At 60.8% G+C, this 12,464-nt stretch carries 16 protein-coding genes; 5 read left to right on the plus strand and 11 right to left on the minus strand.

The annotated features are described in order from the left end of the window. Positions 1-12: 12 nt before the first annotated feature. Entirely contained in the window at positions 13-1,476 is a 1,464-nt protein-coding gene (locus ACFQND_RS14715) for a M16 family metallopeptidase (RefSeq protein ID WP_371438368.1), read from the minus strand. 28 nt (positions 1,477-1,504) lie between these two features. Between ACFQND_RS14715 and ftsY the strand changes: the two genes are divergently transcribed. From ftsY to rpoH, 4 genes are all read left to right on the plus strand, one after another. Then, positions 1,505-2,665, plus strand: a complete 1,161-nt coding sequence (gene ftsY, locus ACFQND_RS14720; protein ID WP_371438369.1) for a signal recognition particle-docking protein FtsY — start codon at positions 1,505-1,507, stop codon at positions 2,663-2,665. Positions 2,666-2,766: 101 nt separating this feature from the next. Continuing rightward, the gene (locus ACFQND_RS14725) at positions 2,767-3,234 is read left to right on the plus strand and encodes an Mpo1 family 2-hydroxy fatty acid dioxygenase (RefSeq protein ID WP_371438370.1); all 468 of its coding nucleotides are present in this window, start codon (positions 2,767-2,769) and stop codon (positions 3,232-3,234) included. 64 nt (positions 3,235-3,298) lie between these two features. Next, on the plus strand, positions 3,299-3,598 hold the full coding sequence (locus ACFQND_RS14730; RefSeq protein ID WP_371438371.1) for a hypothetical protein: 300 nt from the start codon (positions 3,299-3,301) through the stop codon (positions 3,596-3,598). A gap of 474 nt (positions 3,599-4,072) precedes the next feature. After that, positions 4,073-5,014 carry an RNA polymerase sigma factor RpoH gene (rpoH, locus tag ACFQND_RS14735; protein WP_371438385.1) on the plus strand — a complete coding sequence of 314 codons (942 nt, stop codon included), beginning with the start codon at positions 4,073-4,075 and terminating at the stop codon, positions 5,012-5,014. 54 nt (positions 5,015-5,068) lie between these two features. Here the strand turns inward: rpoH and ACFQND_RS14740 are convergent, their stop codons facing one another. The 6 genes from ACFQND_RS14740 to ACFQND_RS14765 all read right to left on the minus strand — a co-directional run bounded on the left by ACFQND_RS14740 (position 5,069) and on the right by ACFQND_RS14765 (position 10,168). Next, complete coding sequence (locus ACFQND_RS14740; RefSeq protein WP_371438372.1) at positions 5,069-5,806, minus strand: phytanoyl-CoA dioxygenase family protein; 738 nt, start codon at positions 5,804-5,806, stop codon at positions 5,069-5,071. Between the two features lie 29 nt (positions 5,807-5,835). Continuing rightward, entirely contained in the window at positions 5,836-6,480 is a 645-nt protein-coding gene (locus ACFQND_RS14745) for an SCO family protein (RefSeq protein WP_371438373.1), read from the minus strand. Positions 6,481-6,497: 17 nt separating this feature from the next. Beyond that, positions 6,498-7,421 carry a heme o synthase gene (gene cyoE / locus ACFQND_RS14750; RefSeq protein WP_371438374.1) on the minus strand — a complete coding sequence of 308 codons (924 nt, stop codon included), beginning with the start codon at positions 7,419-7,421 and terminating at the stop codon, positions 6,498-6,500. Next, on the minus strand, positions 7,418-8,578 hold the full coding sequence (locus ACFQND_RS14755; protein WP_371438375.1) for a COX15/CtaA family protein: 1,161 nt from the start codon (positions 8,576-8,578) through the stop codon (positions 7,418-7,420). Before ACFQND_RS14755 ends, cyoE begins: the two co-directional genes overlap by 4 nt. Before the next feature lie 136 nt (positions 8,579-8,714). Next, positions 8,715-9,389 carry a hypothetical protein gene (locus ACFQND_RS14760; RefSeq protein ID WP_371438376.1) on the minus strand — a complete coding sequence of 225 codons (675 nt, stop codon included), beginning with the start codon at positions 9,387-9,389 and terminating at the stop codon, positions 8,715-8,717. Between the two features lie 23 nt (positions 9,390-9,412). After that, positions 9,413-10,168: an SURF1 family protein gene (locus ACFQND_RS14765; RefSeq protein ID WP_371438377.1), complete on the minus strand. Its 756-nt coding sequence runs from the start codon at positions 10,166-10,168 to the stop codon at positions 9,413-9,415. Positions 10,169-10,186: 18 nt separating this feature from the next. On the opposite strand from ACFQND_RS14765, the gene ACFQND_RS14770 reads away from it, so the two are divergent. Further along, positions 10,187-10,408 (plus strand): twin transmembrane helix small protein, encoded by a 222-nt coding sequence (locus tag ACFQND_RS14770; protein ID WP_371438378.1) that lies wholly within the window; start codon positions 10,187-10,189, stop codon positions 10,406-10,408. Positions 10,409-10,508: 100 nt separating this feature from the next. On the opposite strand, the gene ACFQND_RS14775 is transcribed toward ACFQND_RS14770, so the two are convergent. The 4 genes from ACFQND_RS14775 to ACFQND_RS14790 all read right to left on the minus strand — a co-directional run bounded on the left by ACFQND_RS14775 (position 10,509) and on the right by ACFQND_RS14790 (position 12,443). Then, positions 10,509-11,402 (minus strand): cytochrome c oxidase subunit 3, encoded by an 894-nt coding sequence (locus ACFQND_RS14775; RefSeq protein WP_371438379.1) that lies wholly within the window; start codon positions 11,400-11,402, stop codon positions 10,509-10,511. A gap of 69 nt (positions 11,403-11,471) precedes the next feature. Then, on the minus strand, positions 11,472-11,690 hold the full coding sequence (locus tag ACFQND_RS14780; RefSeq protein ID WP_371438380.1) for a DUF2970 domain-containing protein: 219 nt from the start codon (positions 11,688-11,690) through the stop codon (positions 11,472-11,474). A gap of 2 nt (positions 11,691-11,692) precedes the next feature. Continuing rightward, on the minus strand, positions 11,693-12,313 hold the full coding sequence (locus ACFQND_RS14785) for a cytochrome c oxidase assembly protein (RefSeq protein WP_371438381.1): 621 nt from the start codon (positions 12,311-12,313) through the stop codon (positions 11,693-11,695). Positions 12,314-12,329: 16 nt separating this feature from the next. Further along, the gene (locus ACFQND_RS14790) at positions 12,330-12,443 is read right to left on the minus strand and encodes a cytochrome oxidase small assembly protein (protein WP_371438382.1); all 114 of its coding nucleotides are present in this window, start codon (positions 12,441-12,443) and stop codon (positions 12,330-12,332) included. Between the last annotated feature and the right edge of the window lie 21 nt (positions 12,444-12,464).

A 12,464-nucleotide genomic window follows, 5' to 3' on the forward strand; every position in this document is an offset into this window, starting at 1 on the left:
TGTGTGTTCGCCTCAGTGCCTGGACACTTCGGCAGCGGGTGTGCGGGGCTTGCGGTTGGGGTCAATGGGTTGAGGCAGCAAGGTGGCCATGGTCATCTGGTCGTCGCCAAAATACCGGGCCGCGACCGACTGGACTTCGGCGCTGGTGATACCGCGCAGTTTGGCGATCAGGCGCGCGCTGGCATCCAGCGGCAGGCCGTTGACCCAGTTGGAGCCCAGCTCGCGGGCCTGGTTGAATACACCGTCAAGTTTGTAGGTTTCGCTCGCCGCCCACTGAGTCTTGACGCGGTTGAGTTCAGCCTCGCTCACGCCATCACGGGCCACGACGGCAACCTGCTGGCGCAAGGCCGCAGCGACCTGTGCGGTGGTTTTACCGGCAGCCGGCACACCGTCGAGCATGAACAGCTGCGGGCCACGCCCCAGCAGGCCGTTGGAAGCACCGGCGCTGTCCGCAATGCGGTTCGCACCTTCACCCTGCGTCATCGCGCGCTCCAGGCGTGCGCCGCTGTAACCGTCCAGCACCGCGGCCAGCACGGTCAGGGCCAGGGCGTCACGGCCCGGCGACGTGGCTGCTGCAGGCGTTGCGCTGTCAAGCAAATCGCCGGCTTCCAGTTTCGGCACCTTGAAGGCCATGCCCACATAAGCCTGGCTGGCCGGGGCCTTGAAATCCAGGGTTTTCAAGCCGCTTTGCACGGGCTCCAGCCGCGGCTTGCGCACCGGGACAGGGCGCGCCGGGATGCTGCCGTAGTATTTTTCAGCCAGGCGCCGCACCTGCGCCACATCGACATCGCCAGTCACCACCACGGCGGCATTGGCGGGCACGTACCAGCGGCGGTAAAAATCGCGTACATCGTCGGGAGTCATTGCATCAAGGTCGCTCATCCAGCCCACCACGGGGCGGCGATAGGGCGAGGCGGCAAAGGTCGTGGCGCCGGCGGCCTCGTACATCATGGCGCGCGGCGAGTCTTCGGTGCGCATGCGGCGCTCTTCCTTCACGACTTCGATCTCACGCTTGAACTCGTCGTCTGGCCACTGGTTGTGCGCAAAACGGTCGGACTCCAGGCGCATCATGTCTTCCAGCTTGTCTGCCGGGATCTGCTGGTGGTAGCCGGTGGCATCCTTGCCGGTAAAGGCGTTCTCGCGCCCGCCCAGTGCGGCCACACGCCTTGAAAATTCGCCGGCCTTGACCTGCGGTGTGCCCTTGAACATCATGTGCTCCAGCGCATGCGCCACGCCCGAAGTGCCATCAACCTCATCCATGGAGCCGACGCGGACCCACAGCATGTGTGCGGCCGTGGGTGCGCGGTGGTCGGGTTTGACGATGACCGTCATGCCGTTGGCCAGGGTGAACTGCTCCACCGGGGGGGCCTTCTGCGCCAGCGCTGCAGGCGCCAGGCAGGACAGCGAAATAAAGGCCAGGGCAGCAGGCAGCAAGGTTGAATAAAGGCGCGGAAACGGGCAAATCAGGTGTTTCATAGAATAGTGCGACTCCAAAGCAGATCCAATGTTCAGTTTCTTCAAGAAAAAATCCCCCCCGCCAGTATTACCCGCCGCTCCGCCAGACAGCGCAGTCACCAGCGGGCGTTTCACCGCCGGGCCGCCCCAAGGTGAAACAGCCCCCTCGGGGGGCAGCAAGCCACACGCAGTGGGGAGCGTGGGGGCTCCAGCCAGCAGCCTGATCGGCAGCGCGCTGGTCACCCCCATAGATATCGCAACCGTTGTGGTGGCGCCTGAGCGCGAGCGCTGGCTTGCCAAGCTTACCTCGGGTTTGCGCAAGACCGGCTCAAGTATCTCTGCTGTTTTTGGCGGCACACAGGTCGACGATGCGCTGTATGAAGACCTGGAGTCCGCCCTGCTGATGGCCGACACCGGCGTCAAGGCTACCACCTACCTGCTGGACGACGTCAAGCGCCGCGTCAAGGACAGCGGCGTGACGCACCCTGTGGCCGTGCGCAACATCCTGCAGGAAGCACTGGCAAAGCTGCTCAAGCCGCTTGAGCAGCCCCTGGTGATAGGCCAGCAGCAACCCACCGTCATCATGGTGGCGGGTGTCAACGGCGCGGGCAAAACCACGTCCATTGGCAAGCTGACCAAACACCTGGCCACCGAAGGCGCATCGGTGCTGCTGGCAGCCGCCGACACCTTTCGCGCGGCGGCGCGCGAGCAACTCAGTATCTGGGCCGACCGCAACACCGTAGAGATCATCAGCCAGGAAGGCGGCGACCCGGCGGCCGTGAGTTTTGACGCGGTCAGCGCCGGCAAGGCACGCGGCAAGGACGTGGTGCTGGTCGATACCGCAGGCCGTTTGCCGACGCAACTCCATCTGATGGAAGAGCTGAAAAAAATCAAACGTGTGGTGCAAAAGGCCGACGCAACGGCGCCACATGAGATTTTGCTGGTGATAGACGGCAATACCGGCCAGAACGCACTCTCGCAGGTCAAGGCCTTTGACGAGGCCCTGCAACTCACCGGCCTGATCGTGACCAAGCTGGACGGCACCGCCAAGGGCGGCGTGCTGGCCGCCATTGCACTCTGGGCTCGCGAGCGGCAGGAAGCCTCGCCAAACCTGCGCCCGGTGCCGGTTTATTTCATAGGCGTCGGCGAAAAGCTGGAAGACCTGGAAACCTTTAACGCCCGCGAGTTTGCGCAGGCGCTGCTCAGCTAGACCCGGTTATCCCCTGGCCTGTGGGCTGGTGTTTCCACACTTGCACAAAGGGCGCCATGGCTAGTAGAGTCGGGACTGACCCGACCCAAGGAGACGCCCGCATGACTACAACCACCCATACCGAAACCGAATCCCCCGCCAGCACGCGGCGTGTTGACCAGTTGCTTGCCCACTACGGTGAAAGCCACCAGAACCCGGGCAACGAGCTGATCCATTTCATCGCCATCCCGCTCATCATGCTGAGCCTGGTCGGCATGCTGTTTGCGCTGCACCCTTATGTGGCCTATGCTTTTATCGCGGCCAGCATGGTCTATTACGCCCGCTTGTCAGCAGTGTTTTTGCTCACCATGGCCGTACTGTCGGCGCTGGCGATTGCGCTGGTGTTTGCGATGGGCTCGCGCGTGTTGCCCATCTCCATCGCGATTTTTGCAGGCGCCTGGGTCCTGCAGTTCATAGGCCACCACATGGAAGGTAAAAAACCCTCGTTTTTTGAAGACCTCCAATACCTCTGGGTCGGCCCGCTGTTTGTGCTGAGCAAGCTTTTCGGCAAGCTGGGCCTGCGCTGGTAATCAGCATCAGGCCTTGAAATCCGGCCGGCCGGCCAGATTTACAGGTTTTAAAGGATACCAACACGTGCCCAGCTTTATCAGCCAGCTCCTGCGTTTTGCCCTGAAACTGGTTTTGGCAGTATTCGGCATCATTTTTGCGCTCAGCCTGCTGGCGGCAACCCTGATTTTTCTGGTCTGGCGCCAGCTTGTTGGCCTGTTCACCGGTAAAAAGCCGGCGCCCATCATGGCTTTTGGCAAATTCCAGCGCTTTTCACCGCAAGACCTCTGGGCTGCAAGCGCTGGTGGCGCCCGGGGCGCCAAACCCGGCGAGGTGGTGGACGTTGAAGTACGCGAAGTCAGGGATGACAAACGCCTGCAGGAATAAGCCCGGCGACTTCAAAACAAGCCATTTGCTATTATTTCCATAGCTTGCTGCGCTTGATTAGATTGCGTCCGAGGCATTTTTTATCCAAAAAACACCTACAAAACGGCGTCTCGGGCCATTTTGGAGCCGGCGCACGGGATTTGTTGCCTGAAAAACCCTTTCCCAGGCATCCAATCAAGCCAGAGCGCAATGCCAGCAAGCGCAGGCAGCTATAAATTAGATAGCAGTCCATTCCGGATGCCACCCACCTCCAATCCGGAGCAGGCCATAACCTACAGCCATCATCGTAAACGGCTACTTCTGAAGGAACTTAGGCCCGGGATATAGTTCAAATAAGGGTTTTTACTAATTAGCCTTACGCTATCCCAAGCATTGAACCTATTGCTTAGCACTCTCTCCAACAGAGTGCTAATATTTGGAACCAATAGAAGGAGTTTTGCTGTGTCTTATGCTCTTGCCCCCCAGAACCTGACCATGAAAGGTGTGATCGCCGCCCCCGCTGGAACTGCCAGCGCCCTGGCCGCCGTCAACCCCTGGTCGCTGTTGCCCCCGCTGGGCAACCTGGACGCCTATATTTCGGCGGTTAACCGCCTGCCCATGCTCACCCTGGAGCAGGAGCAGGAGTTTGCCCGCAAGCTCAAGGAAAACAACGATATCGAGTCTGCCGAGAAGTTAGTGCTCTCTCACTTGCGGCTGGTCGTTTCCACCTCCCGCAAATACCTGGGTTATGGCCTGCCGCACGGCGACCTGATCCAGGAGGGCAATATCGGCCTGATGAAGGCTGTGCGCCGTTTTGACCCGGACCAGGGTGTGCGGCTGGTGAGCTACGCCCTGCACTGGATCAAGGCCGAGATGCACGAGTACATCCTGAAAAACTGGCGCATGGTCAAGGTGGCGACCACCAAGGCCCAGCGCAAGCTGTTTTTCAACCTGCGCTCCATGAAACAGGGCTTCAAGGACGACGCCGATGCGGCAACGCACCGCGACACCCTGAGCGAAGGCCAGATTGACTCGATGGCCAGGACGCTCAACGTCAAGCGCGAGGAAGTCATAGAAATGGAGCAGCGCATGTCGGGCGGCGACGTGCTGCTGGACCCCAGCCCCAGCGATGACGGCGAAGACGCTTTTGGCCCAATCGCCTACCTGGCCGATGCCACGCACGAGCCGACGGCGCTGCTGGAGTCGCGTGCCCGCGACAACCTGGCCAGCGACGGCATCACCGCAGCCCTGCAGGACCTGGACCCGCGCTCACGCCGGATCGTGGAAGAACGCTGGCTCAAGGTCAACGACGACGGCTCAGGCGGCATGACGCTGCATGACCTGGCCGCCGAGTACAAGGTGAGTGCCGAACGGATTCGCCAGATTGAAGTCGCGGCGATGAAAAAGATGAAAAAGGTGCTCGCGGCTTTCGCCTGATCACCCACTGCGCCTCACAAAAAAACCTGCAACGGGCAACCGTCGCAGGTTTTTTTATGCCCGCTGCGTGCCCGGCCGCGTACCCTTGACCCAGGCGACCACGCTCCAGCGCACGCACTCGCTGGTATTGGGCAGCGAGCGGTGCGGCGTAAAGCGGTCAATGATGGCGGCCTGGCCGGCACGCACTGCAATCGCCTGGCGCGGCAGGCCTTCCAGCGACGCATCGGGAATCACATAACGGCCGTCTTCGGTACGCTGGTGTGTCAGCGGCTGGCTCAGGGGCACTGTCACCAGTTCCAGCCCGCCCTTGTTTTCGTCAACATCCGACAGCGGAATCCAGCAGGCGGCCAGCACCGTGTGGCAGGTGGAATCGGGCCGCACTGCGGTGGTGATCGCCACATCCGAATGCCAGCCGTGGCGTTTTTGGGTCATGGCCGGGATGTTCAGGCGTATCCGCACTGTCACCCCGCCGGGTTCAAAATCCCCGCACAGGCCGGCCACTGCATCCTGCAGGCGGCGGTCATCCTTCAGCCCGGCGATGCGTGGGTCCAGGTGTGCATCGGCAAAAACCGCTGCGACCAGCGCAGATGCGTACACCGGGTTGCGCAGGGCCACGGCCTGCAGCCTGTGAAAGACGTCTTGCTGCGGCGCGCTTTCTTCATAAGGCGTACGCAAGGCCCTTGCAACCCGGTCTACCGTCTCGTGGATGGCAGCGCCCATGGCCGCAATCTCTTCCGCGCGGAAGATGTCCGCAATACAGAAACTGCGGGGTGGCGCTGCTGTCGCCGGCATGATGGTCTGGCTGGCCGCGGCCGGCAGGCTCAGGCGCTTTTCAGCAGCAGGCGAATGTCCGAGGTCAGGCCCTCGGTGCCGTTGCCGTAGCGGCTGTACAGGCGCACACGGCCCTTGGTGTCATAGACATAACTGCCGGCCGAGTGGTCCATGCTGTAGCTGCCTGGCGTTTTGCCTTCGACTTTTTTGTAGTAAATCTTGAAGTCCTTGGCGACCTGGGGCAGTTGCTCCATGGTCGGGCGCAGCGCAAGAAAGGTCGGGTCAAAATTGCCCATGTAGGCCTTCAGCAGCTCGGGTGTGTCGCGCTCCGGGTCTACCGTGATGAAGATGGCCTGCAGCTTGTCGCCATCCGCGCCCAGCTCCTTCTTGATGCTCGCCAGTTCGGCCATGGAGGTCGGGCACACGTCAGGGCATTGCGTGAAGCCGAAAAATACCACCACCACCTTGCCCGCAAAGTCCTTGACGCTGCGCAGCTGGCCGTTCTGGTCGGTCAGCGAGAAGTCCCTGGCGTAATCGGCGCCGGTCAGGTCTATGCTTTTGAATTGCGGCTTTTCTTCCGGAGAACAGGCACTCAAAAGGCCTGTTGCCGCCGTCAACAGCGCGCCGCCAGCTATTAATTTAATAGCATTTCGCTTGCCCGGGTTGACGCCTGAAGAACGGAAGGAAGTGGTCATTAATACACCTGAACGGGCTAATAAACAAGGTAGTGATCAATCAGCAGCGCCGCAAACAGCACCGACAGATGGATCAGCGAAAAACGGAAGGTCTTGCGCGCCAACGCATCCGAATAATTGCGCCACAGGCGCCAGCCGTACCAGCTAAAGCCAAAACTCAGGGCCACGGCCACCGCAAGGTAAAGCCAGCCGCTCATCTTGAAAACAAAAGGCATCAGACAGGCAGGGAACAGCACCAGCGTGTACAAAAACACCTGCAGGCGTGTGAACTCGTTGCCGTGGGTCACGGGCAGCATGGGCAGGCCGGCCTTGCGGTAGTCCTCCACGCGGTACAGGGCCAGCGCCCAGAAGTGCGGCGGCGTCCACAAAAAGATGATGAGGAACAGGATCAGCGCTTCCGGGCCGACCGAGCCCGTCATGGCGGCCCAGCCCAGCACGGGCGGCATGGCGCCGGACGCACCGCCGATGACGATGTTCTGCGGTGTCAGGGGTTTGAGCACCACGGTGTAGATCACCGCATAACCGACAAAGGTGGCAAAGGTCAGCCACATGGTCAACGGGTTCACCCAGAAATACAGGATGGCCGAGCCGACGGCACACAGCCCCGCAGAAAACGCCAGCGTCAGCGGGTTGCTGATCTGGCCCTGGGCGGTAGCGCGCCACGAGGTGCGCTTCATGCGCGCATCGATGCCCTGCTCCACCAGGCAGTTGAACGCCGCGGCAGCACCCGCCACCAGCCAGATGCCGAGGCAGGCGATCAAGGCCAGTTTCACTTCGGACCATGCCGGTACGCCGGGCACGGCCAGCACCATGCCTATCAGCGCGCAAAACACGATGAGCTGCACCACCCGCGGTTTGGTCAGCGAATAGAACTGCGCAAACTTGGAGGGCACGGGCCGGGTGGCCAGATCAGCGGGAGCGGAAGTATTGGAAGGGTTCATGCAGACAATCTCGAAGCACTCAATTTTGACGCACTCGGCACATCGACCGCCGGCGCATGTGCGCGGCTGCAAAAAACTATGCCTGTGAGCACGATGACCAGCGCCGCGGCACCGCCGGTATGCATCACGGCAGCAAGCAAAGGCCAGCCCAGCAATACATTGCCCAGCCCGGTCGCCACCTGCAGCAAAGCCAGGCCGGCCAGCCATTGGCCCTGGCCACGCAAGGCCGGCACGCGGTAAAGCCTGAAGGCCAGCGCCAGCATGGCGGCAAACACCACATAGGCGCTCAGGCGATGGACGTAATGGATGGCCGTCAGCGCCTGGAAGCTGATGTTGGCGCCATCATGGCCGGCGCCCAGTTCGCGCCAGAGCGTGAACCCCTGGCTGAAATCCATGGCCGGCCACAACGAGCCCTGGCAACTCGGGAAATCGGTGCACGCCAGCACGGCGTAATTGGTGCTGACCCAGCCGCCCAGCGCAATCTGCAGCCAGAGCAGGGCAAACGTTGCCAGTACCAGAAGGCGGGTGCCGTTGGGCAGGGCCACGGGCAACTGGCTGCCCTGGGCCTGCGCATAACGCACGGCCTGTGCCTTCAGCAAAAGCAGCAGCACCAGGCCGCCCAGCAGGTGCATGGTGACGATGGCCGGGAACAGCTTCATGGTGACGGTCAACGCGCCAAAAGCGCCCTGCAAACACACCCACACCAGCGTAGCAGTCGGCCACCAGGGTGAGATTTTTACGCGCTTGCGTTCCACCCAGCTGGCGACGGTCAAGGTCAAGATCAGGACGCCCACACCCGTCGCCAGATAGCGGTGAACCATCTCTATCCACGCTTTTGAATGCGTGACCGGCCCTGAAGGCATCGCAGTCTGCGCGGCCTCGATATGCATTTGTGCCCCCACCGGGCTGGCATGGCCGTAACAGCCGGGCCAGTCCGGGCAACCCAGGCCGGAATCCGTCAGGCGCGTGAAGGCGCCGAAAATCACCAGGTCAAACGTCAGGAACAGGGTCACCAGCGTAAGCACACGCAAACGCTGCGCCACGGTGGCGTTGCGGTTGTGCAGCCAGACCCAGGCCAGCGGCCCCATGGCCACGACCAATCCCATGATCATCAGGCGAATCGCCGGACTGAGGTTATATAAATCTTGCGCTGCCATGGCTAAAACAAGCAGTACGGTTTTATGCGTGATGGAGCTCCGTGCAAGCAGGGGCCGCGGAACCGGCTTTGCCGGGCCGCAGGCGCAGCGGCCCCCTCGGGGGGCAGCGAACCACACGAAGTGGGGAGCGTGGGGGTCATCCTCGGCCCTCTTTGTCCCAACCGGCGGACGCACGCAAGAGGCGGTCCAGGTCACGCTTGGCCTTGGCTGCGCTGGCCGCATCCATATTGGCCGGGAAACGCATCATCAAATTACCCAGCGGGTCTACCAGGTAAAGATGGTCTTCGAGGCGCTGGCCGGCAGCGGGCGGCAGCCACTGCGCCAGCGCATCCGCAGGCACACGCAATACGGTGGACGAGGCCAACGCCGGGAGCAGACGATTGTCAACCGCGGCCTGGTCCGTAACCAGCCAGATCCAGTCGAGGCGGTCTTTTTCCTTGCCCAGCGCTTCACGCAGCTGCCGCTGGAAATACAGGCGCTGCTGGCAAGCCTCGTCGCATGCGGCGCCGGCGACGCTCATCAGAAGCCATTGGCCCTTGAGCGCTGTCAACTCGCCGGGTTTGCCTTCAAGCGATTGCGTTGTCATGGCGGGCAAGGGCCGCTGGGGCTCAACCAGCTCACCATAATTGCGGCGGCCTTCCGGCCGGATCACGTAATAGGTGAAATACGAGGCGAGCACGGGCGCGGCACACGCCAGCAACACGGCCAGCATCTTCCAGCGGCCAGAAGTTGTATTGCGGGACGTATCCTGGCCCGGCACCGGCAGGGTGTGCACGGTCAGGCCCAGGGGCTGGTCTTGGCTGGTTTGCATGGCTTGTTCAGAATTGCTTTGGGTCACGGCGTTGGGCGCTCTTGGGTTTGTTTAAGGCGTTTGAGGCGCAGGGGCGAAATGATCTGGAACCAGAAATAGAGAAAGACAACCAGCGCGCAAAGGCCGAACCACTGGAAGGCATAACCGTAATGTTTTTCCACACCCAGGTTGGGCGCCGCCCAGTCACGCAGCAGGCCTTCGCTGGCTGCACCCGTTTGCAGCATGGAAACCGGCAGCAAGGGCAAGGCAATTTCGCCGGCAAACGCAGGCAGGTCCATATTTTGCCGGATACGGCCGCTCTCGGCCCCCTTGAACTCGTATAGCTTGGACGGCGGCGGGGCAATACGGCCGCTCACGGTCACAAGCCCCGGCGGCGTTGGAATATCGGGAAGGCGCGTGCGGTCGGTGAAGTTGCGCGGCACCCAGCCGCGTTGCACCAGGATGACCTGCGGGCTGCCCGCCAGCGCCAGCGGTGTCACGACTACAAAACCGGTTTTCCCGTCCATGGGCCGGTTGTCCAGGAACACCGTGTGCCCGGATTGCCAGACACCGCTGAGCGTGGCTGGACGGTGAACGGCATCGGTGATGTTCTGCATCGCCAGCAGTGCCGGGTTGTCCAGCGCAGCCAGGCGCCCCTGCGACTCAATCGCGGACTGCAGGGCTTCTTTCTGGGCTGCGCGGCTCAGTTGCCACTGGCCCAGGGAAAACGTAACCGCAGCAACCAACAGGGCCGCCGCCGTTACAAACCAAAACCGCGGTCCATACAGGGTCGGTGTCATGGGCGGATAATCCTGCCCATGAAGTATCTTGTAGCACTCGCTTTTCTGGCCATCCTGGGCAGCCTGGCTTCGGCGCTGTTTTTCATGATGAAAGACGGCACCAACGGCAAGGCAAAAACAAGCAACATGGCACGCGCGCTGGCGTTCCGCATCGGGTTTTCGGTATTGCTGTTTGTCTGCATCTTGGTGGCCTGGAAGCTGGGATACATCCAGCCGACAGGAATTCCCGTAGGGCGATAAAAAAGAAAAAACCTCAAAAAAACAAAGGCCGCACAATGCGGCCTTTTTAACGGACGACACACCGGACAAAACGCCCGGTGGTCATGGCAATGCGGATTGCCTACAGCCAGTAAACAAGGATGTAAAGGCCCAGCCACACCACGTCCACAAAGTGCCAGTACCAGGCAGCACCTTCAAAACCGAAATGCTTGTCGGCGGTGAAGTGGCCTTTTTGCAGGCGCAGCGTGATGAACAGCAGCATCAACATGCCAACAAACACGTGGAAACCGTGGAAACCGGTCAGCAGATAAAAGGTCGAACCGTACACTCCGGAAGTGAGCTTGAGGTTCAGGTCCGAATAGGCATGGTGGTATTCATAACCCTGGACAAGCAGGAAGATGATGCCAAGCAGTACCGTGACCCACATGAAACCGATGGTTTTTGCGCGGTGGCCTTCACGCAACGCGTGGTGGGCAATCGTCAGGGTCACGCCAGAGCTCAGCAGCAGCGCGGTATTGATGGTTGGCAGCCAGAAAGGTCCAACCGTCTGGAAGGGCTCAATGATGTCAGCTGGCGATGCCGTCACGCCGGCAGCCATGCTGGGCCAGACAGCCTTGAAATCAGGCCAGAGCAAGGCGTTTTCGAGGTCGCCCAATGCCGGCACCGAATGCGCGCGGGCCCACCACAGGGCGGTGAAAAATGCGCCGAAGAACATGACTTCGGAAAAAATAAACCAGCTCATGCTCCAGCGGTAGGACAGGTCAATCTTGTAACCGTACAAACCGCCTTCACTCTCGCGCACGGATTCGCTGAACCACATGAACAAGGTCACCAGCCACCAGACCATGCCGAATGCCAGCGCGTAAGCACCCCAGCCGGCACCATTGATCCATTCCGCACCGCCCAAAATGACAAAAAACAGGCCTATCGATGCCATCACGGGATGGCGCGACGGCGCGGGCACATAGTAATAGGGTGCTGCCCCGGGGGCTACTGAAGACGATATTGAAGACATTCCCAACTCCTGTTTTCGCTAAATTCCAAAATTCAATTCACAAGGGGCAGAGCGGCACGCAAATGCGGCCTATTTGCTGACAACCCAGGTAGCCAGAAGAATCAGGCCACCAACAAAAATCGCGGCACCGATCAAGCCGATGATCACGATATGGACAGGATTCAGCTGATCCACATCCTTTTCATAATCACCACGGGCACGCAGGCCGACAAAAGACCACAACACGGCCTTGATGGTCCGGAAAATCGAACCCTTGCGTTTGTGCACGGGTGGTGTTGGCGTTGCCATGTTCATATCCCCGCAGCCTGTTGCGGCGCAATCGTGGCGACATTCAGGACGACCCCGTTGGAGGCCTGCGGTGCGGCAGGTGTTTTCCCGCCGACTTCAAAAAATGTGTAAGACAGCGTGATGGTGCTCACGTCCTTCGAGAGTTTCGGGTCGATCACAAAAGCCACCGGCCACTGCTTTTTCTCGCCGGGCGCCAGCGTGTACTGGCTGAAGCAAAAACACTCCAGCTTGTTGAAATGGGCCCCGGCCTGGGCCGGTGCATAGCTGGGAATCGCCTGGGCGGACATGGTGCGGTTCTGCACGTTCTGGAACTCGTACATCACCGTGGTCAGTTCACCGGGATGCACTTGCAGGCTGCTTTGCGCCGGCTTGAAATGCCAGGGGCCGCGCGAATTGGCATCAAACTCAACCGTGATGGTGCGCGTCAAATCCACCTGCGTGTTGGCCGGCAGCTTGGGCGTCGCACCAGGGATTTGCCGGTCGCCGAGCGCAAGCACGTTGATGCCGGTCATTTCGCAAATGGCTTTGTAAATCGGCACCAGCGCATAACCAAAGCAGAACATGCCGAGCACGATCACGCCCAGCTTGCCCACCATCCTGAAGTTTTCGCGCTTGATCTGCATCACATGCCTTGCGGGTTCAATGGCTCAGGAAAATCATCTTGGCCATGAACCCGGCAAAAAAGACAAGCGCAATCGACGCCAGTATCCATGCCAGGCGCAGGTTGCTCTTCTTTTGTTCAGGTGTTGTCATGATGCAGACCGGGACCCTTGC

Origin of the sequence: Polaromonas aquatica (assembly GCF_042659145.1) — a bacterium.
In the GTDB taxonomy this organism is placed as follows: Bacteria; Pseudomonadota; Gammaproteobacteria; order Burkholderiales; family Burkholderiaceae_C; genus Polaromonas; species Polaromonas aquatica.